Origin of the sequence: Enterobacter cloacae complex sp. P12RS (genome assembly GCF_014895875.1) — a bacterium.
Lineage (GTDB): Bacteria > Pseudomonadota > Gammaproteobacteria > Enterobacterales > Enterobacteriaceae > Enterobacter > Enterobacter bugandensis.
This window is the reverse complement of the sequence record NZ_JADBQO010000010.1, coordinates 174,164-198,575: the sequence shown is the minus strand read 5'-3', so window position 1 is coordinate 198,575 and position 24,412 is coordinate 174,164. Positions and strand designations below refer to the sequence as shown.

24 protein-coding genes are annotated in these 24,412 nt (G+C 56.8%); 19 read left to right on the top strand and 5 right to left on the bottom strand.

Annotated elements, in window-relative coordinates:
- Positions 1–75: 75 nt before the first annotated feature.
- Complete coding sequence (gene grcA, locus IM284_RS09175) at positions 76–459, top strand: autonomous glycyl radical cofactor GrcA (protein ID WP_006176733.1); 384 nt, start codon at positions 76–78, stop codon at positions 457–459.
- A 52-nt stretch (positions 460–511) separates the two neighbouring features.
- On the opposite strand, the gene srmB is transcribed toward grcA, so the two are convergent.
- Positions 512–1,840 (bottom strand): ATP-dependent RNA helicase SrmB, encoded by a 1,329-nt coding sequence (gene srmB / locus IM284_RS09170; protein WP_047368112.1) that lies wholly within the window; start codon positions 1,838–1,840, stop codon positions 512–514.
- Between the two features lie 132 nt (positions 1,841–1,972).
- Here srmB and IM284_RS09165 point away from each other — a divergent pair, with 132 nt between their 5' ends.
- Entirely contained in the window at positions 1,973–2,710 is a 738-nt protein-coding gene (locus IM284_RS09165; protein ID WP_028014104.1) for a tRNA1(Val) (adenine(37)-N6)-methyltransferase, read from the top strand.
- Here the strand turns inward: IM284_RS09165 and nadB are convergent.
- Complete coding sequence (gene nadB / locus IM284_RS09160) at positions 2,695–4,314, bottom strand: L-aspartate oxidase (RefSeq protein WP_045630975.1); 1,620 nt, start codon at positions 4,312–4,314, stop codon at positions 2,695–2,697. The two genes, IM284_RS09165 and nadB, sit on opposite strands and share 16 nt — an antisense overlap.
- Before the next feature lie 343 nt (positions 4,315–4,657).
- Here nadB and rseD point away from each other — a divergent pair, with 343 nt between their 5' ends.
- The 12 genes from rseD to acpS all read left to right on the top strand — a co-directional run bounded on the left by rseD (position 4,658) and on the right by acpS (position 14,073).
- Entirely contained in the window at positions 4,658–4,741 is an 84-nt protein-coding gene (gene rseD / locus IM284_RS23735) for a rpoE leader peptide RseD (protein ID WP_231940818.1), read from the top strand.
- Entirely contained in the window at positions 4,738–5,313 is a 576-nt protein-coding gene (rpoE, locus tag IM284_RS09150) for an RNA polymerase sigma factor RpoE (protein WP_028014102.1), read from the top strand. Before rseD ends, rpoE begins: the two co-directional genes overlap by 4 nt.
- Before the next feature lie 31 nt (positions 5,314–5,344).
- A complete protein-coding gene (gene rseA, locus IM284_RS09145) occupies positions 5,345–5,995 on the top strand; it encodes an anti-sigma-E factor RseA (protein ID WP_014832926.1) in 651 nt (216 codons plus the stop codon).
- Positions 5,995–6,948, top strand: a complete 954-nt coding sequence (gene rseB, locus IM284_RS09140) for a sigma-E factor regulatory protein RseB (RefSeq protein WP_041908666.1) — start codon at positions 5,995–5,997, stop codon at positions 6,946–6,948. The genes rseA and rseB overlap by 1 nt, the downstream gene beginning before the upstream one ends.
- Positions 6,945–7,421 (top strand): SoxR-reducing system protein RseC, encoded by a 477-nt coding sequence (gene rseC / locus IM284_RS09135; RefSeq protein WP_041908668.1) that lies wholly within the window; start codon positions 6,945–6,947, stop codon positions 7,419–7,421. The genes rseB and rseC overlap by 4 nt, the downstream gene beginning before the upstream one ends.
- A gap of 185 nt (positions 7,422–7,606) precedes the next feature.
- The gene (lepA, locus tag IM284_RS09130; RefSeq protein ID WP_028014099.1) at positions 7,607–9,406 is read left to right on the top strand and encodes a translation elongation factor 4; all 1,800 of its coding nucleotides are present in this window, start codon (positions 7,607–7,609) and stop codon (positions 9,404–9,406) included.
- Positions 9,407–9,422: 16 nt separating this feature from the next.
- Entirely contained in the window at positions 9,423–10,397 is a 975-nt protein-coding gene (gene lepB / locus IM284_RS09125) for a signal peptidase I (protein ID WP_047364182.1), read from the top strand.
- 222 nt (positions 10,398–10,619) lie between these two features.
- Positions 10,620–11,300 (top strand): ribonuclease III, encoded by a 681-nt coding sequence (rnc, locus tag IM284_RS09120; protein WP_003860711.1) that lies wholly within the window; start codon positions 10,620–10,622, stop codon positions 11,298–11,300.
- On the top strand, positions 11,297–12,202 hold the full coding sequence (gene era / locus IM284_RS09115) for a GTPase Era (protein WP_028014097.1): 906 nt from the start codon (positions 11,297–11,299) through the stop codon (positions 12,200–12,202). Before rnc ends, era begins: the two co-directional genes overlap by 4 nt.
- An 18-nt stretch (positions 12,203–12,220) precedes the next feature.
- Complete coding sequence (gene recO / locus IM284_RS09110) at positions 12,221–12,928, top strand: DNA repair protein RecO (protein WP_028014096.1); 708 nt, start codon at positions 12,221–12,223, stop codon at positions 12,926–12,928.
- Positions 12,929–12,961: 33 nt separating this feature from the next.
- Positions 12,962–13,693 carry a pyridoxine 5'-phosphate synthase gene (gene pdxJ, locus IM284_RS09105; protein ID WP_047368111.1) on the top strand — a complete coding sequence of 244 codons (732 nt, stop codon included), beginning with the start codon at positions 12,962–12,964 and terminating at the stop codon, positions 13,691–13,693.
- Complete coding sequence (gene acpS / locus IM284_RS09100; protein ID WP_028014094.1) at positions 13,693–14,073, top strand: holo-ACP synthase; 381 nt, start codon at positions 13,693–13,695, stop codon at positions 14,071–14,073. The genes pdxJ and acpS overlap by 1 nt, the downstream gene beginning before the upstream one ends.
- On the opposite strand, the gene IM284_RS09095 is transcribed toward acpS, so the two are convergent.
- Both IM284_RS09095 and IM284_RS09090 read right to left on the bottom strand, forming a co-directional pair.
- Positions 14,070–14,330: a YfhL family 4Fe-4S dicluster ferredoxin gene (locus tag IM284_RS09095; RefSeq protein WP_028014093.1), complete on the bottom strand. Its 261-nt coding sequence runs from the start codon at positions 14,328–14,330 to the stop codon at positions 14,070–14,072. The genes acpS and IM284_RS09095 overlap by 4 nt on opposite strands.
- 46 nt (positions 14,331–14,376) lie before the next feature.
- Positions 14,377–15,225: a MurR/RpiR family transcriptional regulator gene (locus IM284_RS09090; protein WP_028014092.1), complete on the bottom strand. Its 849-nt coding sequence runs from the start codon at positions 15,223–15,225 to the stop codon at positions 14,377–14,379.
- Between the two features lie 118 nt (positions 15,226–15,343).
- Between IM284_RS09090 and murQ the strand changes: the two genes are divergently transcribed.
- From murQ to tadA, 4 genes are read left to right on the top strand one after another with little or no spacing between them, the layout of a single operon-like run.
- Positions 15,344–16,237, top strand: coding sequence for an N-acetylmuramic acid 6-phosphate etherase (gene murQ, locus IM284_RS09085; RefSeq protein WP_047364180.1), 894 nt, complete (start codon positions 15,344–15,346; stop codon positions 16,235–16,237).
- 11 nt (positions 16,238–16,248) lie between these two features.
- Positions 16,249–17,610, top strand: coding sequence for a PTS transporter subunit EIIC (locus IM284_RS09080; RefSeq protein WP_047368110.1), 1,362 nt, complete (start codon positions 16,249–16,251; stop codon positions 17,608–17,610).
- Between the two features lie 3 nt (positions 17,611–17,613).
- Complete coding sequence (gene yfhb, locus IM284_RS09075) at positions 17,614–18,249, top strand: phosphatidylglycerophosphatase C (RefSeq protein WP_028014089.1); 636 nt, start codon at positions 17,614–17,616, stop codon at positions 18,247–18,249.
- A gap of 24 nt (positions 18,250–18,273) precedes the next feature.
- Complete coding sequence (gene tadA / locus IM284_RS09070; protein WP_048338854.1) at positions 18,274–18,813, top strand: tRNA adenosine(34) deaminase TadA; 540 nt, start codon at positions 18,274–18,276, stop codon at positions 18,811–18,813.
- On the opposite strand, the gene mltF is transcribed toward tadA, so the two are convergent.
- Positions 18,701–20,251 (bottom strand): membrane-bound lytic murein transglycosylase MltF, encoded by a 1,551-nt coding sequence (gene mltF, locus IM284_RS09065; RefSeq protein ID WP_047368109.1) that lies wholly within the window; start codon positions 20,249–20,251, stop codon positions 18,701–18,703. The two genes, tadA and mltF, sit on opposite strands and share 113 nt — an antisense overlap.
- A gap of 267 nt (positions 20,252–20,518) precedes the next feature.
- Here mltF and purL point away from each other — a divergent pair, with 267 nt between their 5' ends.
- Complete coding sequence (purL, locus tag IM284_RS09060) at positions 20,519–24,406, top strand: phosphoribosylformylglycinamidine synthase (RefSeq protein ID WP_047368108.1); 3,888 nt, start codon at positions 20,519–20,521, stop codon at positions 24,404–24,406.
- The last annotated feature ends 6 nt before the right edge of the window (positions 24,407–24,412 follow it).

Here is a 24,412-nt window from a genome sequence, read left to right as displayed (position 1 = left end):
ACACAAGAAACAATGGTTTTACCAATTGGCCGCGTAAGGCCAGCATCAGTTAATGTAGCCTAAGGGAGGCAACACATGATTACAGGTATCCAGATTACCAAAGCGGCAAATGACGATCTGCTCAACTCTTTCTGGCTGCTGGACAGCGAGAAAAATGAAGCGCGCTGTGTGGTTGCGAAAGCGGGTTTTGCTGAAGATGAAATCGTACCGGTGAATAAACTGGGCGAAATCGAATACCGTGAAATCCCAATGGAAGTGCAGCCGGAAGTGCGCGTTGAAGGGGGTCAGCACCTGAACGTTAACGTGCTGCGCCGCGAAACGCTGATGGATGCCGTTGAGCACCCGGAAAAATACCCACAGCTGACTATCCGCGTGTCTGGTTATGCGGTTCGCTTTAACTCACTGACTCCAGAACAGCAGCGCGACGTTATCGCCCGTACCTTTACTGAAAGCCTGTAAGGCTTCAGCCACGGGGGGGAACAAAAAAGCCGGGGATTACCCCGGCTTTTTCTTACTCTTCAGTCTTCGTTTCCTGCGCGGCAGCGCTTGGCTTACGACGCTTACCAATGTTTTTGGTATCGCGGTGGCGCTGCTTCACGCGCGGCTTCTCTTTTTCTTTCTCTTTTCTCTCAGCACGTTTCGCGAGCGCTTTCTTGGACGGTTTACCCGTCATTTTTTCACTCGGCGCACGTGTGGTTGGGCGCAAGCCATCAATAACGCGCGCTTTCAGCGGCTCGTCAACATAGCGGCCAATTTTCTGCAGCAGCAGGTAGTCATGCGCTTCAACCAGTGAAATTGCAATCCCTTTGCGGCCCGCGCGACCGGTACGGCCAATGCGGTGCAGGTAAGTATCTCCGCTGCGCGGCATATCGAAGTTAATGACGTGGCTCACGTCAGGGATGTCGATCCCGCGGGCGGCAACGTCTGTTGCGACCAGCACGTTAACGCGGCCATCGGTCAGGCGCTTAATGCCTTCGGTACGCTTGATCTGCGCCATCTCACCTTCAAGATAGCAGTTGTTGATCCCGGCGTTGCGCAGCATTTCAGCCAGCTCGTGCACGCGCTCGCGCTTACGCACAAACACGATAGTGCGGGTGGCGTCTTCCTGCGTCAGCAGGTGCTTGAGCAGCTCAACCTTATGCTCAAGGTTGTCCGCACGGTAATACCACTGGTGGATCTTTTTACGCTCTCGCGTGGATGGCGTCGCAGAGACTTCCACCGGATCTTCCAGCAGACGCTCTGCGAAGTCTTTAATCGCATCCCCTTCAAGGGTGGCAGAGAACAGCATCGTCTGGTTACGCCAGCGCGTTTCACCTGCAATATGCTCGATATCCTGCGCAAAGCCCATGTCCAGCATGCGGTCCGCTTCGTCGAGGATCAGCGTTTCTACCGCGCGGCAGTCGAAGTTCTCTTCTTTAATATACTGCAGCAGGCGGCCCGTCGTCGCGACGACGATGTCCTGGTTTTCGCTGAACACTTCGGCGTGGTTCATATACGCAACGCCGCCGGTGATGGTGGCGATATCCAGATGCGTATTCGCCGCGAGTTCACGCGCGTGATCGGCAACCTGCATGGCCAGCTCGCGCGTAGGCGTCAGGATCAAAATACGCGGCGGGCCAGATTTTTTACGTGGAAAGTCGAGCAGGTGCTGCAACACAGGCAGCAAATAGGCTGCTGTCTTCCCCGTGCCGGTTGGCGCAGAACCGAGCACATCGCGGCCCTCAAGCGCAGGCGGAATGGCCGCTGCCTGAATGGCGGTCGGGCGTGTAAAGCCTTTGCTCTCAAGAGCATTGAGCAGGCTTTCATCGAGTTCAAGTTCGGAAAAAGTCGTTACAGTCATGTTCTACCTCTGTGTGGGGCGCTGATTATAGACGTTACGGCTGTAATCTTCATCTGTTTGTATGGATATCGCTTTGCGGCCACTTCGCTTTCCCCTATGCTACTCCAGTTTCACTTAGAAGGTTGCCCTGACATGTCTCAACTCAAAGCGCAGCTGCGCCGCGATGGTTTTACGTTTAAACAATTTTTTGTCGCTCACGATCGCTGTGCCATGAAAGTCGGTACAGACGGCATTTTACTGGGAGCATGGGCACCTGTCGCAGGTGTTAAGCGTATTCTTGATATCGGTACCGGCAGCGGGCTGGTGGCCTTGATGCTGGCGCAGCGTACTGAAGAGCATGTCACTATTGATGCCGTGGAGCTGGATGCGCAGGCCGCAGGGCAGGCGGGTGAAAACGCGGCCGAGTCCCCCTGGGCTGACCGGATAACCGTTAAGTGCGCGGACGTGCTGGCCTGGGCGCCAGAGCAGACGGCGCGTTACGATCTGATTGTCAGCAACCCCCCTTACTACGAGCCCGGCGTGGAGTGCGGTACACCGGAGCGTGAACAGGCGCGCTATACCGGTTCACTCGATCATAAAGCGCTGCTCGTCAACGCGGCTGAACTTATCTCAGAAGAGGGCTTTTTCTGCGTGGTGCTGCCAGAAAGTACGGGTAACACGTTTATCGCTACCGCGCAGGAGATCGGCTGGACGTTACGTTTGCGAACTGACATCTCTGATACGGAAGGCCGATTGCCGCACCGCGTGCTGCTGGCGCTTTCGCCAAAAGAGGGTGAGTGTTTTAATGACCGTATGGTGATCCGTGGGCCAGACCAGCGTTATTCCGAAGATTACACGGCTCTGACCCAGGCGTTTTATTTGTTTATGTAAACCTGCGGGGCGAGTATCGACGGACCGGACTCAGCAAGCCGATCCGGGTAGTCGAGTGTGTAGTGCAAACCGCGGCTCTCTTTACGCATCATCGCGCAGCGAACAATCAGCTCGGCAACCTGCACCAGATTGCGCAGCTCCAGCAGATTATTGGAGACGCGGAAATGGGCATAATATTCATCAATTTCCTGCTGCAGCATCGTAATGCGGCGCAACGCGCGTTCCAGACGTTTCGTGGTGCGCACAATCCCAACGTAGTCCCACATAAACAACCGTAGCTCGTGCCAGTTGTGCTGGATCACTACCAGCTCGTCCGGGTTCTCCACGCGGCTTTCATCCCAGGCCGGTAAACGCTCTGTTTCACGGGCGTAAGGCATGCGCTTCGTGATGTCCTCCGCCGCTGACCAGCCGTACACCAGACATTCAAGCAGCGAGTTAGACGCCATACGGTTCGCGCCGTGTAGCCCGGTATAGCTGACCTCACCAATAGCATACAGACCGTCTACATCAGTACGTCCGTGATCGTCAACCATCACGCCGCCGCAGGTATAGTGGGCGGCTGGCACAATGGGCACCGGATCGCGTGTTAAATCAATGCCAAGATTGAGCAGCTTTTCGTAAATCATCGGGAAGTGCTGGCGAATGAATTCTGCCGGCTTATGGCTGATATCGAGATACATGCAGTCCACGCCAAGGCGCTTCATTTCGTGGTCGATGGCGCGGGCAACAATATCACGCGGCGCCAGTTCACCGCGGGCGTCAAAGTCCGGCATAAAGCGGGTACCGTCAGGGCGTTTCAGATAAGCCCCTTCGCCGCGCAGGGCTTCCGTCAGCAGGAAATTTCGCGCCTGAGGGTGGAACAGGGCGGTGGGGTGAAACTGATTAAATTCGAGATTCGCCACGCGGCAGCCGGCGCGCCAGGCCATGGCGATACCGTCCCCGGAAGCGATATCCGGATTCGTGGTGTACTGATACACCTTAGAGGCGCCACCTGTAGCCAACACCACAGCCTTCGCCTGACAGGTTTCCACCTTCTCTTTATTACGGTTCCAGACCCACGCTCCCACCACGCGACGCGTGCCAGGCAGGCCTATCTTGTCGGAAATGATCAGATCAACCGCGTTGCTCCGCTCAAGGACCCGGATGTTAGGATGGTTCAGCGCTTTGCTGACCAGCGTGGTTTCCACTTCTTTTCCGGTAGCATCCGCGGCGTGCAGGATGCGGCGGTGGCTATGACCGCCTTCACGCGTTAAGTGGTAGCTCTCTTCACCGTTGGGCTGAACCTGAGTATCGAATAAAACACCCTGATCGATAAGCCACTGAACGCAATGGCGGGCATTGCTGGCGACAAACTCTGCCGCGTGCGCATCCACGATCCCGGCCCCGGCAATCAGCGTATCTTCCACATGTGACGCAATGCTGTCGGTCTCGTCAAATACCGCGGCAATGCCGCCCTGAGCATAAAATGTGGAGCCTTCACTTATCGGGCCTTTGCTCAGAACGATAACGTTCTGATGTTCAGCCAGACGCAGCGCCAGAGAGAGACCGGCAGCGCCGCTGCCGATGATCAGTACATCACAATGAAGTTCAGGTGTTGTGTTCATGATTGTTGTTTAATTTACTAAACAGTGTTGGGGCAGAATAGCACCTGAATGCGAGATATCGCACGTTTTTTTTAATGGAAGTTGCAATGACTAAACGCAGAGGCAGGGGTAAACGAAGGGTAAATAAATGAAATTATTTTGCGAAGCAGATCGTTAGCGTCAGATTTTGTGGTGAAATAAAGCCTGTGTTGCGTTACTCTTCTGGCGGGAAAAAGATGTTTCTTGTCAGAAAGTGGTGCGTATCGTGAACAGACTTATAATGAGAGAAAATGAACGGTCTGCGGCGCGATGAACAAAAACAAAGGCGTTACGGAACTTATTGAAGATCAGACACTCTAAGCTGGTGCTTGCTCAAAGTGCGGTAGTTATAGAGTGGCGTTTCGATAACGCGTGGAATTTAGGTTTGGGGAGACATTACCTCGGATGAGCGAGCAGTTAACGGACCAGGTCCTGGTTGAACGGGTCCAGAAGGGAGATCAGAAAGCCTTTAACCTACTGGTGGTGCGCTACCAGCATAAGGTGGCGAGTCTGGTTTCCCGCTATGTACCGTCAGGTGATGTACCTGATGTGGTGCAAGAGTCTTTTATTAAGGCCTATCGCGCGCTGGAATCGTTCCGGGGAGATAGTGCTTTTTATACCTGGCTGTACCGTATTGCTGTCAATACGGCAAAGAATTACCTGGTTGCTCAGGGTCGTCGTCCGCCGTCCAGTGATGTAGACGCTATCGACGCCGAAAACTTCGAAAGTGGCGGTGCGCTGAAAGAAATTTCGAACCCTGAGAACTTAATGTTGTCAGAAGAACTGAGACAAATTGTTTTTCGCACGATCGAGTCACTCCCGGAAGATTTACGCATGGCAATTACGTTACGGGAGCTTGATGGTCTGAGCTATGAAGAGATAGCCGCTATCATGGATTGTCCGGTCGGCACGGTTCGTTCACGAATTTTCCGTGCGCGAGAAGCTATTGATAATAAAGTTCAACCGCTTATCAGGCGTTGACGATAGCGGGATACTGGAAAAGGTATTAGGCATGCAGAAAGAAAAACTTTCCGCTTTAATGGATGGTGAGACGCTGGATAGTGAGCTGCTCAACGAGCTGTCTCATTCTCCCGAAATGCAAGAGACCTGGGAGAGTTACCATCTCATCCGTGACACGCTGCGCGGTGATACCGGAGAGGTTCTCCATTTCGATATCTCAGCCCGCGTGATGGCGGCCATCGAGAATGAGCCTGTTCATCAGACCACTCCGCTGATTCCTGAAGCGCAACCCGCACCGCACCAGTGGCAGAAAATGCCGTTCTGGCAAAAAGTGCGTCCGTGGGCCAGCCAGCTCACCCAAATGGGGGTGGCTGCATGCGTATCGCTTGCAGTTATCGTTGGCGTCCAGCACTATAATACTCAGTCTGAAACTAATCAGCAGCCAGAAGCGCCAGTGTTTAACACACTGCCGATGATGGGCAAAGCCAGCCCGGTAAGTCTGGGCGTACCGGCTGATGCCTCCGCCAGCGGCGGTCAGCAACAGCAGGTTCAGGAGCAGCGCCGTCGCATTAATGCGATGTTGCAGGATTATGAGTTGCAGCGTCGTCTGCACTCTGAACAGCTTCAGTTTGAGCAGGCCCAAACTCAGCAAGCTGCTGTGCAGGTGCCCGGAAACCAAACTTTAGGAACGCAATCGCAGTAATGAAGCAACTTTGGTTCGCCATGTCTCTGATGGCGGGTAGCCTGTTCTTCTCTGCTAACGCCTCGGCTGATGTTTCATCCGGGGCGTTGTTGCAGCAAATGAATCTGGCCAGCCAGTCACTCAATTACGAGTTGGCATTTATCAGCATCAACAAGCAGGGCGTCGAGTCGTTACGCTATCGCCATGCCCGTCTTGATAACCAGCCGCTCGCCCAGCTTTTACAGATGGATGGCCCGCGTCGGGAAGTTGTCCAGCGTGGCAACGAAATCAGCTATTTCGAGCCCGGTCTGGAGCCTTTCACCCTGAATGGCGACTATATCGTTGATTCTCTACCGTCGCTTATCTATACCGATTTCAAACGACTTGCTCCTTACTATGATTTTATTTCGGTAGGGCGTACCCGTATTGCAGACAGGCTGTGTGAAGTGATCCGCGTGGTTGCGCGCGATGGCACGCGCTACAGCTATATCGTCTGGATTGATGCGGAAACCAAGCTGCCGATGCGCGTGGACCTGCTCGACCGCGACGGCGAGACGCTTGAACAGTTCCGCGTCATCTCCTTCAGCGTGAACAATCAGGTTGGCAACAGCATGCAGAATCTGGCGAAGGCCAGCCTGCCGCCGCTGCTTTCTGTTCCTGCAGGGGACTCCGCTAATTTCAACTGGGTTCCTTCCTGGATACCGCAAGGCTTTAGCGAAGTGTCCAGCAGCCGTCGTCAGTTGCCCACCATTGATACGCCGGTTGAATCACGCCTCTATTCCGATGGCTTGTTCAGCTTCTCGGTGAATATCAACCGCGCAACGGCAAACAGCGCTGAACAAATGCTTCGTACCGGGCGTCGTACGGTCAGCACCACGGTTCGCGATAACGCAGAAATCACGATTGTGGGGGAATTACCTCCGCAGACGGCGAAGCGCATTTCAGACAGCATTAAATTCAGGGCCGCACAATGATTAAAGAGTGGGCGACCGTCGTCTCGTGGCAGAATGGTATTGCGCTGGTCAGCTGTGATGTTAAAGCCTCATGCAATAGCTGCGCATCCCGAGCCGGTTGTGGCAGTCGCGTGCTGAATAAGTTAGGGCCACAGACATCGCATACGATCTCCGTGCCGAGCGAACAGCCGCTGGTGGCGGGTCAGAAGGTGGAACTGGGCATTATGGAAGGCAGTCTGCTGAGTTCCGCGATGCTGGTCTATCTCTCCCCGCTGGTGGGGCTGTTTGTCATGGGCGGCCTTTTTCAGATGCTGTTTGGTACCGACGTGGCCGCCATGTGCGGTGCAGCTTTGGGTGGCGTAGGGGGATTCTGGCTTGCCAAAGGCATCTCACCGAAGCTCGCCGCGCGCGATGAGTGGCAGCCCGTTATTCTGAGCGTTGCGCTGGCGCCTGACCAACTTCGCGTCGAGACGCTCTCTTCTGAGGCCCGGTGATCCACCGGGCTTTATCATTATTTACATCTCAAAAAAGAAAACGCCATTTCTTCGCGCTATGCTTGGCTCTAAGTGCATTTCCAGGTTGCGGGTATGTAGTGTAGAATGCTGCGTTTTCGCACTGAAAAACGTCAGGCTAAGAACAGCGGCCTCCAGGAATTCGTAAGGCATAATTATTTAACTATATGAAGAACATACGTAACTTTTCGATCATTGCTCACATTGACCACGGTAAGTCGACGCTGTCTGACCGTATTATCCAGATTTGCGGTGGCCTTTCTGATCGTGAAATGGCAGCCCAGGTACTGGACTCCATGGACCTGGAACGCGAACGCGGTATTACCATCAAAGCGCAGAGCGTGACGCTCGACTATAAAGCTTCTGATGGCGAAACCTATCAACTGAACTTTATCGACACCCCAGGCCACGTTGACTTCTCCTATGAAGTATCACGCTCGCTGGCGGCCTGTGAAGGTGCGCTGCTGGTGGTCGATGCCGGGCAGGGCGTAGAAGCCCAGACCCTGGCAAACTGCTACACCGCGATGGAAATGGATCTCGAAGTTGTGCCGGTTCTGAACAAAATCGACCTGCCAGCCGCCGATCCTGAGCGCGTGGCGGAAGAGATTGAAGACATTGTCGGCATTGACGCGACCGACGCCGTACGCTGCTCCGCGAAAACCGGTGTGGGTGTGACCGACGTGCTGGAACGCCTGGTACGTGATATTCCGGCCCCGGAAGGCGACCCGGATGGTCCATTGCAGGCGCTGATCATCGACTCCTGGTTCGATAACTACCTGGGCGTGGTCTCTCTGGTGCGTATCAAAAACGGCACCATGCGTAAAGGCGACAAAATCAAGGTCATGAGTACCGGACAGGTCTACAACGCAGACCGTCTGGGTATCTTCACGCCAAAACAGGTTGACCGTACCGAGCTGAAATGCGGCGAGGTAGGCTGGCTGGTCTGCGCGATTAAAGACATCCTCGGCGCGCCAGTGGGCGATACCCTGACCGGCGCGCGTAACCCGGCAGACAAAGCGCTGCCTGGCTTCAAAAAGGTGAAACCGCAGGTTTACGCGGGTCTGTTCCCGGTCAGCTCTGACGACTACGAAAACTTCCGCGATGCGCTCGGCAAGCTGAGCCTGAACGATGCCTCCCTGTTCTACGAGCCAGAAAGCTCAACGGCGCTGGGCTTCGGCTTCCGCTGCGGCTTCCTCGGCCTGCTGCACATGGAGATTATTCAGGAGCGTCTGGAGCGTGAATACGATCTGGATCTGATCACCACCGCACCAACGGTAGTCTACGAAGTGGAAACCACCTCGAAAGAAGTGATCTACGTCGACAGCCCGTCCAAGCTGCCGCCGCTGAACAACATTCACGAGCTGCGCGAGCCTATTGCAGAATGTCACATGCTGCTGCCGCAGGAGTTCCTGGGGAACGTTATTACGCTCTGTATTGAGAAGCGTGGCGTGCAGACCAACATGGTTTACCACGGTAACCAGGTGGCGCTGACCTATGAAATCCCTATGGCGGAAGTGGTACTCGACTTCTTCGACCGTCTGAAGTCTACCTCCCGTGGCTATGCATCACTGGATTACAACTTCAAGCGTTTCCAGGCCTCCAACATGGTGCGCGTGGACGTGCTGATCAACGGCGAGCGTGTGGATGCGCTGGCGCTGATCACCCACAACGACAATGCGCCGTACCGTGGCCGCGAGCTGGTTGAGAAGATGAAAGATCTGATCCCGCGTCAGCAGTTTGACATTGCGATTCAGGCGGCCATCGGTAACCACATCATTGCCCGCTCAACCGTGAAGCAACTGCGTAAAAACGTTCTGGCGAAGTGCTATGGCGGTGACGTCAGCCGTAAGAAAAAGCTGCTGCAGAAGCAGAAAGAAGGTAAGAAGCGTATGAAGCAGGTCGGTAACGTTGAGCTGCCGCAGGAAGCATTCCTTGCCATTCTTCATGTCGGTAAAGACGGCAAATAACCTTTAAGGAGTTGGCATGGCGAACATGTTTGCCCTGATCCTGGTCATCGCTACGCTGGTGACAGGCCTGCTGTGGTGCCTGGATAAGTTTATCTTCGCCCCAAAACGCCGTGAACGTCAGGCTGCCGCGCAGGCAGCGACTGGCGATGCGCTTGACGCGAAAACCCTGAAGAAAGTTGGCCCGAAACCGGGCTGGCTGGAAACGGGCGCGTCGGTGTTCCCGGTGCTGGCGATTGTGCTGGTGGTACGTTCGTTTATTTATGAGCCGTTCCAGATCCCATCGGGATCAATGATGCCAACGCTGCTGATCGGTGATTTTATTCTGGTTGAGAAGTTTGCCTACGGCATCAAAGATCCGATTTACCAGAAAACGCTGATCGAAACGGGGCATCCGAAACGTGGCGACATCGTGGTGTTTAAATATCCGGACGATCCGCGTCTGGATTACATTAAGCGCGCGGTGGGTCTGCCGGGTGATAAAGTGACCTACGATCCGGTTGCGAAGGAAGTCACCGTTCAGCCGGGCTGCAGCTCCGGTACCGCGTGTGAAAACGCGCTGCCAATCACCTACTCAAACGTTGAGCCAAGTGATTTCGTGCAGACTTTCGCCCGTCGTAACGGCGGTGAAGCGACCAGCGGGTTCTTCCAGGTGCCAAAAGGTGAAACCAAAGAGAACGGCATTCGTCTGGTTGAGCGCAAAGAGACGCTGGGCGATGTCACTCACCGCATTCTGACCGTGCCAATCGCGCAGGACCAAGTGGGGATGTATTACAAACAGCCGGGTCAGCAGCTGGCCAGCTGGATCGTACCGCCGGGACACTACTTCATGATGGGCGATAACCGCGATAACTCCGCGGACAGCCGTTACTGGGGCTTTGTGCCGGAAGCGAATCTGGTGGGTAAAGCAACCGCGATCTGGATGAGTTTTGAGAAGCAGGAAGGCGAGTGGCCGACCGGCGTGCGCCTGAATCGTATTGGCGGAATCCATTAATTCTCAGGAAAAGAACACGTAGCCGCGTTATTTCGCGGCTACGTGAATTATTTCCTCGATAAATCTCTTTGAACTAACGACATCCCCTGTCGTTGTGTATAGAATATTCCCCCGAAGTTTAAGGTTGGCCCTGCAAGGGTGCCACGGCACACGAAACCGCGTTGGTTTTCTCAGGTCGGTTTCGTGTGCTGCATTTTTGACGCATTCATTTATTGGTATCGCATGAACCCCATCGTAATTAATCGGCTTCAACGGAAGCTGGGCTACACTTTTCATCATCAGGAGTTGTTGCAACAGGCATTAACCCATCGCAGTGCCAGCAGCAAACATAATGAGCGTCTCGAGTTTCTGGGTGACTCTATTTTAAGTTTCGTGATTGCGAATGCGCTTTATCATCGTTTCCCGCGCGTGGACGAAGGTGATATGAGCCGCATGCGCGCCACGCTGGTGCGCGGCAACACCCTCGCTGAAATCGCGCGCGAATTTGAACTGGGCGAATGTCTGCGTCTTGGGCCGGGTGAACTGAAAAGCGGCGGCTTCCGTCGTGAATCTATTCTTGCCGATACGGTCGAAGCATTAATTGGTGGCGTGTTCCTGGACAGCGATATCCAGACCGTAGAAAAGCTGATCCTTAACTGGTATCAGACCCGTCTGGACGAAATTAGCCCGGGCGATAAACAAAAAGATCCGAAAACGCGCCTGCAGGAATATTTGCAGGGCCGTCATCTGCCGCTGCCATCCTATCTGGTGGTGCAGGTTCGTGGCGAAGCGCACGATCAGGAATTTACCATCCATTGCCAGGTCAGTGGCCTGAGTGAACCGGTGGTGGGCACAGGTTCAAGCCGCCGTAAGGCTGAACAGGCTGCCGCCGAACAGGCGTTAAAAATGCTGGAGCTGGAATGAGCGAAGAAAAAACCTATTGCGGATTTATTGCCATCGTCGGACGTCCGAACGTCGGCAAATCCACCCTGCTGAATAATCTGCTTGGGCAGAAGATTTCCATCACCTCGCGTAAGGCGCAGACCACGCGTCACCGCATTGTCGGCATCCATACTGAAGGCGCGTATCAGGCGATCTACGTCGATACCCCTGGCCTGCACATGGAAGAGAAGCGTGCCATTAACCGTCTGATGAACAAGGCGGCGAGCAGCTCCATCGGCGACGTAGAGCTGGTGATTTTCGTAGTGGAAGGCACCCGCTGGACGCCGGACGACGAAATGGTACTGAACAAGCTGCGTGACGGCAAAACGCCGGTGATCCTCGCGGTCAACAAAGTTGACAACGTGCAGGAAAAAGCTGACCTGCTGCCGCACCTGCAGTGGCTGGGCAGCCAGATGAACTTCCTGGATATCGTTCCGCTGTCTGCTGAGACCGGCCTGAACGTCGATACCATCGCGGGCATCGTACGTAAGCACTTGCCGGAAGCGATTCACCACTTCCCGGAAGATTACATCACCGATCGCTCTCAGCGCTTTATGGCGTCTGAAATCATCCGTGAAAAGCTGATGCGTTTCCTGGGCGCCGAGCTGCCGTACTCTGTGACGGTGGAGATCGAGCGTTTCCAGAGCAACGAGCGCGGTGGCTACGACATTAACGGCCTGATCCTCGTCGAGCGTGAAGGGCAGAAGAAGATGGTGATCGGCAACAAAGGCGCCAAGATAAAAACCATCGGTATCGAAGCCCGTAAGGACATGCAGGAGATGTTCGAAGCGCCAGTTCATCTGGAACTGTGGGTGAAGGTGAAATCTGGCTGGGCCGATGATGAGCGTGCTCTGCGCAGCCTCGGTTACGGCGAAGATCAGTAACTCAAGACGACGAGTATAATGGAAGGTTGGCAGCGCGCCTTCGTTCTCCATAGTCGTCCCTGGAGCGAAACCAGCCTGATGCTGGACGTCTTCACGGAAGAGTCGGGCCGCGTGCGCCTTGTTGCGAAAGGCGCACGTTCCAAACGTTCTAATCTGAAGGGTGCCCTACAGCCTTTTACGCCGCTGCTGGTTCGCTTTGGCGGGCGAGGGGAAGTCAAAACCTTGCGCAGCGCTGAAGCCGTCTCTCTGGCGCTTCCCCTTTCTGGCATCACGCTCTACAGCGGTCTGTATGTCAACGAGCTCATCTCCCGCGTCCTTGAACATGAGACTCGCTTCTCGGAACTTTTCTTCGATTATCTGCACTGTATCCAGGCACTGGCGGGTGCGACCGGCACGCCCGAACCCGCCCTGCGTCGTTTCGAACTGGCGCTGCTGGGCCACCTCGGGTACGGCGTGGATTTTCTGCACTGCGCAGGCAGCGGTGATGAGGTGGAAGACACCATGACCTACCGCTACCGCGAAGAAAAAGGCTTTATTGCCAGCGTCGTCGTTGATAACAGTACTTTTACCGGACGCCAGCTCAGAGCACTTTATGAACGCGAGTTTCCGGACGCCGATACCCTGCGCGCAGCAAAACGCTTTACCCGGATTGCCCTCAAGCCGTATCTTGGCGGCAAGCCCTTAAAGAGCCGCGAATTATTCAGGCAGTTTATGCCCAAACGTTAGACCACAGCATCAGAAAGAAAACCGAGGATTGTCATGGCTGAATTACTGTTAGGCGTCAACATCGACCACATCGCCACCCTGCGCAACGCGCGCGGCACGGCGTATCCCGATCCGGTTCAGGCGGCGTTTATCGCTGAACAGGCTGGTGCAGACGGCATTACCGTTCACCTGCGTGAAGACCGCCGCCACATTACCGACCGCGACGTGCGCATTCTTCGTCAGACGCTGGACACCCGTATGAATCTGGAGATGGCGGTCACCGAAGAGATGCTGACCATTGCCTGCGAGACCAAACCGCACTTTTGCTGCCTGGTGCCGGAAAAACGCCAGGAAGTGACCACCGAAGGCGGGCTGGACGTGGCGGGGCAGCAGGACAAAATGCGCGATGCCTGCAAGCGCCTGGCGGATGCCGGTATCCTGGTTTCTCTGTTTATCGACGCCGATTTCGCGCAGATTAAAGCGGCAGCCGACGTGGGCGCGCCATATATCGAAATTCACACCGGCTGCTATGCCGATGCTAAAAACGATGCCGAGCAGGCCAAAGAGCTGGAGCGTATCGCCAAAGCGGCCACCTACGCCGCGAGCCAGGGACTGAAGGTTAATGCCGGTCACGGCCTGACCTACCACAACGTGAAGGCCATTGCCGCCCTGCCGGAAATGCACGAGCTGAACATCGGCCACGCCATTATTGGCCGCGCGGTGATGAGCGGCCTGAAAGAGGCGGTATCAGAGATGAAACGCCTGATGCTGGAAGCGCGTCAGTAATGGCCATTTTGGGCTTAGGCACCGATATCGTCGAAATAGCCCGCATTGAAGCGGTGATCGCCCGGAGCGGCGATCGCCTGGCAAGGCGCGTGCTGAGCGATAACGAATGGGCCATCTGGGAAGCGCACCAGCAGCCGGTGCGTTTTCTGGCAAAGCGCTTTGCGGTAAAAGAGGCGGCAGCCAAAGCCTTCGGGACCGGCATTCGTAACGGCCTGGCATTTAACCAGTTCGAAGTTTTTAATGATGAGCTGGGCAAACCGCGCCTGCGTCTGTGGGGTGAAGCGCAAAAGCTGGCGGAGAAGCTGGGGGTGAATCATATGCACGTGACGATCGCAGATGAACGCCACTATGCCAGCGCGACGGTGATTATCGAAAGCTAAATTTTGTCCGCGTGGTGCATCAGGACAAATTTATCCCACAGCTGCTCTTCGCTCTCGACGTGTGTCGGATCCTTCAGAATAGTGTTGGGGATCGGGCACACCTTCTGGCAGGTCGGCGTCTCATAGTGGCCGACGCATTCCGTGCAGCGATCGCTGTTAATCTCGTAAATGCTGTCGCCCATCGAAATCGCCTGGTTCGGGCATTCGGGTTCGCACATATCGCAATTGATGCATTTTTTGGTAATTAACAGCGCCATCAGGAAATTCTCAGAAACAACACAAACTGGGCGGGCATTATACGCGTCAAACCAGTTTCTTTACCAGTTCTTCGCTGTGACGAATGCGCTCAGGCGCGCGCTCCAGATCCTGCTGTACCAGCGCCATAAACAGCAGGTCCGTCAGCATCATTTGTGCGCTGGTGGACGAAATTGCCGCGCTGCGCGTGGCCTGCTCTTCGGCAATGGTATACAAACAGCGCGTTGCCCGCTGCTGCAGCGCATTTGGCGTAAAGCCGGTGATCGCCAGAATTTTGCCGCCGACGCGCAGGGCTTCGTCGGTCGCCATGTTGATCTCGCGGCGCTCGCCGGAGTAGGAGATGGCCAGCAGCAGATCGTCAGGATCCATCGCCTGCACGGTCGCCAGCAGGGCGTGCATATCCTGCTCGACGATGGCGTTAAAACCGATTTTAGTCAGCTTCCAGCCAAAATTACGGGCCACCAGACCGGACGCGCCAATACCGGTCAAAATAATACGCCGCGCCGCCCGCAGCATCGCCACGCTTTCCAGTAATTTCTCTTCGGTATTCACGTCCAGCGTGGCGTGCATGGCCGCCACGTTCTCCTTGATCAGCTTTTCCCCAACCAGACGCATCGGGTCATCGCCGCGGATCTGGTTATGCACCGGCATGGACTGCGGATTCGGGTTACTCACCAGCGCTTCGCTGATTGCCAGCTTAAGAGCGGGAAAACCCTTAAACCCGATCTTCTGGGCAAATTTCACCACGCTTGACTGACTCACTCCAGCTTCGCTTGCCAGCTGCTGTGAGCTGAGGTGGCGGGCGCGATCGGGCTGAGAAAGCAGAAAATCCGCCAGCTTTTTGTCGCTTTGAGCAAAGCCGGCGTAGCGCTGGCGAATGCGAATTAAACAGTTCATGAGTACTCCCGGCGGAAATGTGATTGTCTGCGCAAAAACGAATTCTGCTCGCCTGAATGAATTTTATATTCCATTATAGTGTGATTATTATGAATTAAAAATTCTTGAGGTACAAAAAATGAATCTTGGCTCACTTGTTTCTGAAACGCGTAACCCGCAAACCATGGATCTGGATGCGCTCTCCACCCTGGAGCTGGTTAACCGCTTTAATCAACAGGATACGCTGGTCGCGCAGGCAGTGAAAGAGACATTGCCAGAGGTGGCAAAAGCGGTCGATGCGGCGGCGGAAGCTCTTAAGGCCGGTGGTCGCATTATCTATATGGGGGCCGGTACCAGCGGGCGTCTCGGGGTGCTGGATGCCTCGGAATGTCCGCCCACCTTTGGCGTTCCGCACGGCCTGGTGGTTGGCCTGATTGCAGGTGGTCCCGGCGCGCTGCTGAAGGCCGTTGAAGGGGCGGAGGACAACAAACAGCTGGGTGAGGATGACCTGAAGGATCTGAACCTGACGGCGAACGATCTGGTGGTCGGCCTGGCGGCATCCGGGCGCACGCCGTACGTCATTGGCGGCCTGGAATACGCCAACCGGACCGGCTGCACGACGGTCGCCATCTCCTGCAACCCCGGCTCGCCGATTGCGCAGGTGGCCGCTATCGCCATCTCTCCGGTCGTTGGGCCGGAAGCGCTCACCGGCTCCACGCGCCTGAAATCCGGGACCGCGCAAAAGCTGGTGCTCAATATGATCTCCACCGGTGCGATGGTGAAGTTCGGCAAGGTCTACCAGAACCTGATGGTCGATATGCAGGCCACCAACGTCAAGCTGGTGGACAGAGCCTGCCGCATGGTGATGGAGGCGACAGGCGCGGGCCGTGAAGAGGCAGAAGCGGTGCTCAGGCAGACCGATCACGACGTAAAACCAGCCATTTTGATGATCTTAAGCGGGCTGGACGCGGCGGCTGCGCGAGCCAAACTCGACGCGCACAACGGCTTCTTACGGGCGGCATTAGAAAACTAGCAGAGGCGTTTATGGACAAAACAGCAGCGCTCGCCAGCGATATCCTGCAGGGGATAGGCGGGGAACAAAATATTCAGCGTCTGGAAAACTGCATGACGCGCGTGCGCGTCGAGGTGCATAACGACGACCAGCTTGACGTGCCGGGTCTGAAGAAGCTGTCCGGCGTCAGCGGCTACGTAAAACAGGGGCAGCAGCATCAGCTGATCGTCGGGCCGGGCAAGGCGGCGCAGGTTGTCGACGCCATGCGCGCGCTGATGGTCGGCGGTGCAAGCGTGACGGTTGACGACGCTGAACGCACCAAAGCGCAGGCGAAGGCCAAATACAAAGCTCCCATGAGCGATGCGCTGCGACAGCTGGCAAACGTCTTTATCCCGCTGATCCCGGCGTTTATAGCTTCCGGCTTGATCACCGGGATCATCAACATCCTCAAGCGGCCGGATATCGTCGGGGATTTTGCCACGCAGTATCCGAACCTGCTGGGCATTCTCGGGATCTTCGGCAGCGCGGTGTTTGCCATTATGAACATCCTGGTCGGGGTCAATACCGCGAAGGTGTTTGGCGGCTCGCTGGCGATGGGCGGGGTGATGGCGGGCATTCTCTCCAGCCCGCAGCTGGCGCAAATCACGCTGTTTGGTGAGGCGCTCCAGCCTGGCCGCGGCGGGGTGATCGCGGTGCTGCTGGTGGTCATCCTGATGTGTTGGATCGAGAAGCGGCTGCGCGCGGTTCTGCCCGGCTCGATTGAGCTGATCCTCAACCCGCTGCTCACCACGCTGATCACCGGTAGCATAGCGATTGTGGCCCTCCAGCCGTTAGGCGGTTGGATCTCTGAAGCCATCGCCCACGGCGCGTCTCTGGCTATAGATCGCGGCGGCCTGCTGGTGGGGGCGGTGCTGTCAGGTACCTTCCTGCCGCTGGTGCTGACCGGCCTGCATCAGGGGCTGGTGCCGATCCACGTCGAGCTGGTTCAGGCGCACGGTTATAACGCGCTGCTGCCTATTCTCTCGATGGCGGGCGTCGGGCAGGTGGGGGCAGCGATTGCCGTCCTGATGAAAACCCGCAACGCGCGCCTGAAAAAAGTGATTAAAGGGGCGCTGCCGGTCGGGCTGCTCGGCATTGGCGAGCCGCTGATATTCGGCGTCACGCTGCCGCTGGGTAAACCGTTCCTTGCGGCCTGTCTGGGGGGCGCGGTAGGCGGGGCACTCATCAGCTACTGGAAAGTCGCCACCGTTATCACCTTTGGTCTCTCCGGTTTACCGCTGGCATTAACCATCGTGACCGGAAAAGTCATGCTCTATCTGTTAGGCTATTTAGTAGCGGTGATCGCCGGGTTCCTGTTTACCTGGCTGTTAGGATTCAACGACCCAGAGGAGTAAGGTTTGGCCAATCACGAGCGTCGCGTTGTCTTTTTCGATCTGGATGGAACGCTGCATCAGCAGGATATGTTTGGTACGTTTATGCGCTACCTGCTGCGGCGTCAGCCTCTGAACGCGCTGCTCGTCTTACCGCTCTTACCCCTCATTGGCATCGCGCTGCTGGTAAAAGGCCGGGCGGCGCGCTGGCCGATGAGCCTGCTGCTGTGGGGATGTACGTTTGGCCACAGCGAAGCGCGGCTCAAACAGCTCGAAAAGGAGTTCGCTCTCTGGTTCCGCGGCCACGTTGCCGCGTTTCCCGTGGTGCAGGCGCGTCTGACCAGCTATCTTGACGCCAACGATGCCGATATCTGGCTGATTACCGGCTCCCCGCAGACGCTGGTGGAGCAGGTCTACTTTGATACCCCCTGGCTGCCGCGCGTAAATCTTATCGCCACGCAAATTTCCCGCGGCTACGGCGGCTGGGTCCTGACGATGCGCTGTCTGGGGCATGAAAAAGTGGTCCAGCTGGAAAAACGCATCGGCACGCCGCTGCGCCTTTACAGCGGCTACAGCGACAGCAAGCAGGACAACCCGCTGCTCTATTTTTGCCAGCATCGCTGGCGCGTTACTCCCCTCGGTGAACTTCAGCAACTCGAATAGTCTTATCTGTAAGGGCTGTGTATAATGCCGCCCGCTTTTAGACTGGAGTATCAGCCCTTGTCCACCTCAGAACACAATCATGAATACTGGATGCGCCACGCGCTGGCGCTGGCTCAACGGGCCTGGGACGAGGGCGAAGTGCCCGTGGGCGCGGTGCTGGTTCATAACAACCGGGTGATTGGGGAAGGGTGGAACCGTCCTATTGGCCGCCACGATCCTACCGCGCACGCCGAAATTATGGCGCTTCGTCAGGGCGGACTGGTGCTGCAAAACTATCGTCTGCTTGATACCACCCTGTACGTCACCCTTGAACCCTGCGTGATGTGCTCAGGGGCGATGGTGCACAGCCGAATCGGTACCCTGGTGTTTGGAGCGCGGGATGAAAAAACCGGTGCGGCCGGTTCACTGATGGACGTGCTGGGTCATCCCGGAATGAATCATCAGGTGCAGACTATCGGTGGGGTACTTGCACCAGAGTGTTCGGGGCTATTAAGCGATTTCTTTCGAATGCGCCGTCAGCAGAAAAAGCAACAAAAGGCAGAATTGAAGTTGTCGGATGATTAAGCTCGTCCGGTGCCACAATCGGATAACTTTCCGCCAGCTGTTTTGCCTCTGTTGCCTCTTTCTCTTTCTCCAGCAGATAGCCGACCAGGCTAATCTGATACTTACGTATATTTTCCACGTAGGCGTAGGCTTCATGTCCGCGCGCGTAGCCATACGTCAGCTTGTTGTACCATGGCTTCTGGCTCAGCAGAGGCAGGCGCTGTTTTACGTCTGACCAGCTGTCCGGGTTTCCCTTCGTTTTCGCCGTCAGAGCCCGCGCGTCAAGCATGTGCGCGTAGCCCATGTTGTAGGCCGCCAGCGCAAACCAGATCCGTTCCTCTTCCGGCACGGTTTCCGGGACTTTAGCCATCATATCCTGCAGGTAGCGCGCCCCGCCGCTGATGCTCTGTTCCGCATCGGTACGGTCGTTAACGCCCAGGCTCAGCGCGGTATTTTTGGTTAACATCATCAGTCCGCGTACGCCCGTTGGCGACGTGGCCTGGGTGTCCCAGTGGGACTCCTGGTACGAGATAGCCGCCAGCAGTTTCCAGTCAATCTCCTGGGCATATTTTTCGAAAAGCGGCTGCAGGTCAGGCAGGACGCTGTCAACCGCGCGCAGGAAGCTGCGGGTGTCAACGTAGTCAAAGTCATCCCCGTGGCCGAGGTACTTCTCCTCAAGTCGCGCCAGCGTGCCGTCTTCATTGATGGTGTTATAAAAATCCAGCATGGCCGCCGAGAGGGTCTGGTCATCATCCAGATGGGTAAACCAGGTCACCGGCTGTTCGTCCGTCACGTCCAGCGCCACGGCGATTTCAGGATGCACCCGCTGGAACAGGCTGATCGCCACCGAATCGGCGATGGTGTAGGGCAGTTTCTGATCTTTGACCTGCTCCAGCAGCTCCGTCGTGCCGAGTTTAGGGTCAACCGTCCAGCTCAGATCCGGGTATTTTTTCTCCTTTAACTCACGCAGGTCGTCAATCACTACGTGGCCGGGAGCAATCGTCAGCTGTTGCGCGTTGATCGAGGCAAGCGTACGCGGGCGCAGGCTCCCGACGCGATAAACCAGCTGCTGGGAAACGGAGTAGTAGGTCGGGCCCGGCTGGTAGTTCTTGCTGCGCTCGCTGTTATAGACCAGCCCGGCAGCGAGGATATCGGCGTTGTTGTTGTCCAGGTCGTCAAACAGCTGGTTGATGTTCTGGCGGACGGTAATTTTAAGCTTCACGCCCAGATAATCGGCAAACTGCTGCGCCAGCTCATAATCCAGACCAATAATTTTGCCGTTGATGTCGCTGTAAATCAGCGGAGAGTTAAGGGTACTGACGCGCAGTTCCCCCCGCTCCTGAATGGCGGCGATACGATTTTCGGCTTTGCCGAACCAGGGGATGGAAGGCCAGAGGGCCACTGCCAGCAGCAACGTTACAATGCCGATGAGCAGATAATTAATCTTTAATTTTTTCAATTAGTTAATTCTCTGCGGCGCCGGTTGCCTCAGTCTGCTGTAGCCATGTTAATCATAAGGTTTGTCATTGATTGAGCGGCATTTTGCGTAAACTTGCGCCACTTGGCAACCAATTAGAGAGACAGGTCACATCTATTGTTAAACGCTGAAGTCGATTTTATTTCGACGCAAACGGTTTCGTCGGCGCTCAGGATTCTCTATAATGACGCCCGTTTTCCCCCCTTGCGCACACTGTAAGCGCCCCGGCGCTTCGAAGACGAGAGACTTATGATGGAAATTCTGCGTGGTTCGCCTGCACTGTCTGCCTTCCGTATTACCAAACTGCTGGCACGTTTTCAGGCGGCCGACCTTCCGGTAAGCAATATTTACGCTGAGTATGTCCATTTTGCTGACCTGAATGCCCCCCTGAATGCAGAGGAGCGCGTACAGCTGGAACGCCTGCTCAAGTATGGCCCAAATCTGAGCAGCCATACGCCAACCGGCAAACTGATCCTTGCGACGCCGCGTCCGGGCACCATCTCCCCCTGGTCTTCCAAAGCCACCGACATTGCCCACAACTGCGGCCTGAGCCAGATTAACCGTCTGGAGCGCGGCGTAGCGTACTACGTCGAAGCCTCTACCCTGAGCGACGCGCAGTGGCAGGCGGTTGCGGCTGAATTGCACGACCGCATGATGGAGAGCGTGTTTGCCTCTCTTGATGACGCACAAAAGCTTTTCTCCCACCATCAGCCTGCGCCGGTACAGAGCGTGGACCTGCTGGGGCAGGGCCGCCAGGCGCTGATTGACGCCAACCTGCGTCTCGGCCTGGCGCTGGCAGAAGACGAAATTGACTACCTGCAGGACGCGTTCGTTAAGCTCAACCGCAACCCGAACGACATCGAACTCTACATGTTCGCGCAGGCCAACTCTGAGCACTGCCGCCATAAGATTTTCAACGCCGACTGGATCATCGACGGCGAACAGCAGCCGAAGTCGCTGTTCAAAATGATCAAAAACACCATGGAACAAACCCCTGACCACGTGCTGTCTGCCTATAAAGACAACGCCGCGGTGATGGAAGGTTCCGAGGTGGGCCGCTTCTTCGCCGATCGCGAAGCAGGGCGCTATGACTTCCATCAGGAGCCTGCGCATATTCTGATGAAAGTGGAAACCCACAACCACCCGACGGCCATTTCTCCGTGGCCGGGTGCGGCGACCGGCTCCGGCGGCGAAATCCGTGACGAAGGGGCGACCGGTCGTGGGGCGAAACCAAAAGCGGGTCTGGTCGGCTTTTCCGTCTCCAACCTGCGGATCCCTGGCTTTGAACAGCCGTGGGAAGAAGATTTCGGCAAGCCAGAGCGCATCGTGACCGCGCTGGATATCATGACCGAAGGTCCGCTGGGCGGCGCGGCGTTTAACAACGAATTTGGTCGTCCGGCGCTGAACGGTTACTTCCGTACCTACGAAGAGAAGGTGGACAGCCACAACGGCGAAGAGCTGCGTGGCTACCACAAACCGATCATGCTGGCGGGCGGGATCGGCAACATCCGTGCCGATCACGTGCAAAAAGGCGAGATCGTCGTCGGCGCGAAGCTGATCGTGCTGGGCGGCCCGGCGATGAACATCGGTCTGGGCGGCGGTGCGGCCTCCTCTATGGCCTCCGGCCAGTCTGATGCGGATCTCGATTTCGCCTCCGTGCAGCGTGACAACCCTGAGATGGAGCGTCGCTGCCAGGAAGTGATCGACCGCTGCTGGCAGCTGGGCGATGCTAACCCGATTCTGTTCATCCACGACGTGGGCGCGGGCGGCCTGTCCAACGCTATGCCGGAGCTGGTGAGCGACGGCGGTCGCGGTGGCCGTTTCAACCTGCGCGATATCCTGAGCGATGAGCCGGGCATGAGCCCGCTCGAAATCTGGTGTAACGAATCCCAGGAGCGCTATGTGCTGGCGGTTGCGGCCGACCAGCTGCCGCTGTTTGACGAGCTGTGCCGCCGCGAACGCGCGCCGTATGCCGTCATCGGTGAAGCGACCGAAGAGCAGCACCTGACTCTCAGCGACACCCATTTCGACAACCAGCCTATCGATCTGCCGCTGGACGTGCTGCTCGGTAAAACGCCGAAGATGACCCGCGACGTAACAACCCGTAAAGCGGCGGGCAAAGCGCTGGATCGCCAGGGCATTACTGTGGCGGAAGCGGTCAACCGCGTGCTGCACCTGCCGGCCGTGGCAGAGAAAACCTTCCTGGTCACCATTGGCGACCGTACCGTTACCGGTATGGTATCCCGCGATCAGATGGTTGGCCCGTGGCAGATCCCGGTGGCGAACTGCGCCGTGACCACCGCGAGCCTCGACAGCTACTACGGCGAAGCGATGGCGCTGGGCGAACGCACCCCGGTGGCGCTGCTGGACTTCGCCGCCTCTGCACGACTGGCGGTTGGTGAAGCGCTGACCAACATCGCGGCGACGCAGATTGGCGACATCAAACGTATCAAACTTTCAGCGAACTGGATGGCGGCAGCCGGTCACCCTGGTGAAGACGCGGGCCTGTATGAAGCCGTGAAAGCGGTGGGTGAGGAGCTGTGCCCAGCCCTCGGCCTGACCATTCCGGTGGGTAAAGACTCCATGTCGATGAAAACCCGCTGGCAGGAGGGTAACGAGCAGCGCGAGATGACGTCTCCGCTGTCGCTGGTGATCACTGCGTTTGCCCGCGTGGAAGACGTGCGCCATACCGTTACGCCGCAGCTGGCGACCGAAGATAACGCCCTGCTGTTGATTGACCTGGGTAAGGGCCACAACGCGCTGGGCGCCACCGCACTGGCGCAGGTTTACCGTCAACTTGGCGACAAGCCAGCCGACGTGCGCGACGTGGCGCAGCTAAAAGGTTTCTACGACGCAATTCAGGCGCTGGTGGCACAGCGCAAGCTGCTGGCCTACCACGACCGTTCCGACGGCGGCCTGCTGGTGACCCTGGCAGAGATGGCCTTCACCGGCCACTGCGGTGTGGAAGCGAACATTGCAACGCTTGGCGAAGACCGCCTGGCGGCGCTGTTTAACGAAGAGCTGGGTGCGGTGATTCAGGTTCGCGCCGCAGACCGCGAGGCGGTGGAAGCGATTCTGGCGAAGCACGGTCTGGCAGACTGCGTCCACTATCTGGGGAAAGCCGTTCAGGGCGACCGCTTCGTCATTGAGGCCGACGGTCACGCCGTGTTCAGCGAAAGCCGCACCACGCTGCGCATGTGGTGGGCAGAAACTACATGGCAGATGCAGCGCCTGCGCGATAACCCGGAATGCGCCGATCAGGAGCATAACGCGAAAGCGAATGACCAGGATCCTGGCCTGAACGTGAAGCTCTCCTTCGACATCAACGAAGATATCGCTGCGCCGTACATTGCGACCGGCGCGCGTCCGAAAGTGGCCGTGCTGCGCGAGCAGGGCGTTAACTCCCACGTTGAGATGGCGGCAGCCTTCCACCGCGCGGGCTTTGACGCTATCGACGTCCACATGAGCGACCTGCTAGCCGGGCGTACCGGTCTGGAAGATTTCCATGCGCTGGTGGCGTGCGGCGGTTTCTCCTACGGTGACGTGCTGGGCGCAGGCGAAGGCTGGGCGAAGTCCATTCTGTTTAACAGCCAAGTGCGCGACGAGTTCGAGACCTTCTTCCATCGTCCGCAAACCCTGGCGCTGGGCGTGTGCAACGGCTGCCAGATGATGTCTAACCTGCGCGAGCTGATCCCGGGCAGCGAAGCCTGGCCACGCTTTGTGCGCAACCAGTCCGACCGCTTCGAAGCGCGCTTCAGTCTGGTAGAAGTGACTCAGAGCCCGTCTCTGCTGCTGCAGGGGATGGTTGGCTCTCAGATGCCAATCGCCGTTTCCCACGGCGAAGGTCAGGTAGAAGTGCGCGATGCGGCCCATCTGGCGCAGCTCGAGAGCAAAGGCCTGGTGGCGCTGCGCTTTGTCGATAACTTCGGCAAGGTCACGGAAACCTATCCGGCGAACCCGAACGGCTCCGTCAATGGTATTACGGCGGTGACCAGCGAAAGCGGTCGCGCGACCATCATGATGCCGCACCCTGAACGCGTGTTCCGTACCGTGAGCAACTCCTGGCACCCGGAAAACTGGGGCGAGGATAGCCCGTGGATGCGTATCTTCCGCAACGCGCGTAAACAGCTGGGTTAAGACGTA

Excerpts from the sequence above, each read along its gene's own strand:
- IM284_RS09090 (WP_028014092.1), bottom strand. The coding sequence starts at position 15,225 with ATGAACTGTTTAATTCGCATTCGCCAGCGCTACGCCGGCTTTGCTCAA.
- rpoE (WP_028014102.1), top strand. The coding sequence starts at position 4,738 with ATGAGCGAGCAGTTAACGGACCAGGTCCTGGTTGAACGGGTCCAGAAG.
- pdxJ (WP_047368111.1), top strand. The coding sequence starts at position 12,962 with ATGGCTGAATTACTGTTAGGCGTCAACATCGACCACATCGCCACCCTG.
- grcA (WP_006176733.1), top strand. The coding sequence starts at position 76 with ATGATTACAGGTATCCAGATTACCAAAGCGGCAAATGACGATCTGCTC.
- era (WP_028014097.1), top strand. The coding sequence starts at position 11,297 with ATGAGCGAAGAAAAAACCTATTGCGGATTTATTGCCATCGTCGGACGT.
- rseA (WP_014832926.1), top strand. The coding sequence starts at position 5,345 with ATGCAGAAAGAAAAACTTTCCGCTTTAATGGATGGTGAGACGCTGGAT.
- IM284_RS09080 (WP_047368110.1), top strand. The coding sequence starts at position 16,249 with ATGGACAAAACAGCAGCGCTCGCCAGCGATATCCTGCAGGGGATAGGC.
- purL (WP_047368108.1), top strand. The coding sequence starts at position 20,519 with ATGATGGAAATTCTGCGTGGTTCGCCTGCACTGTCTGCCTTCCGTATT.
- nadB (WP_045630975.1), bottom strand. The coding sequence starts at position 4,314 with ATGAACACAACACCTGAACTTCATTGTGATGTACTGATCATCGGCAGC.
- lepB (WP_047364182.1), top strand. The coding sequence starts at position 9,423 with ATGGCGAACATGTTTGCCCTGATCCTGGTCATCGCTACGCTGGTGACA.
- IM284_RS09095 (WP_028014093.1), bottom strand. The coding sequence starts at position 14,330 with ATGGCGCTGTTAATTACCAAAAAATGCATCAATTGCGATATGTGCGAA.
- lepA (WP_028014099.1), top strand. The coding sequence starts at position 7,607 with ATGAAGAACATACGTAACTTTTCGATCATTGCTCACATTGACCACGGT.
- murQ (WP_047364180.1), top strand. The coding sequence starts at position 15,344 with ATGAATCTTGGCTCACTTGTTTCTGAAACGCGTAACCCGCAAACCATG.
- tadA (WP_048338854.1), top strand. The coding sequence starts at position 18,274 with ATGCCGCCCGCTTTTAGACTGGAGTATCAGCCCTTGTCCACCTCAGAA.
- rseB (WP_041908666.1), top strand. The coding sequence starts at position 5,995 with ATGAAGCAACTTTGGTTCGCCATGTCTCTGATGGCGGGTAGCCTGTTC.
- recO (WP_028014096.1), top strand. The coding sequence starts at position 12,221 with ATGGAAGGTTGGCAGCGCGCCTTCGTTCTCCATAGTCGTCCCTGGAGC.
- IM284_RS09165 (WP_028014104.1), top strand. The coding sequence starts at position 1,973 with ATGTCTCAACTCAAAGCGCAGCTGCGCCGCGATGGTTTTACGTTTAAA.
- rseC (WP_041908668.1), top strand. The coding sequence starts at position 6,945 with ATGATTAAAGAGTGGGCGACCGTCGTCTCGTGGCAGAATGGTATTGCG.
- rnc (WP_003860711.1), top strand. The coding sequence starts at position 10,620 with ATGAACCCCATCGTAATTAATCGGCTTCAACGGAAGCTGGGCTACACT.
- acpS (WP_028014094.1), top strand. The coding sequence starts at position 13,693 with ATGGCCATTTTGGGCTTAGGCACCGATATCGTCGAAATAGCCCGCATT.
- srmB (WP_047368112.1), bottom strand. The coding sequence starts at position 1,840 with ATGACTGTAACGACTTTTTCCGAACTTGAACTCGATGAAAGCCTGCTC.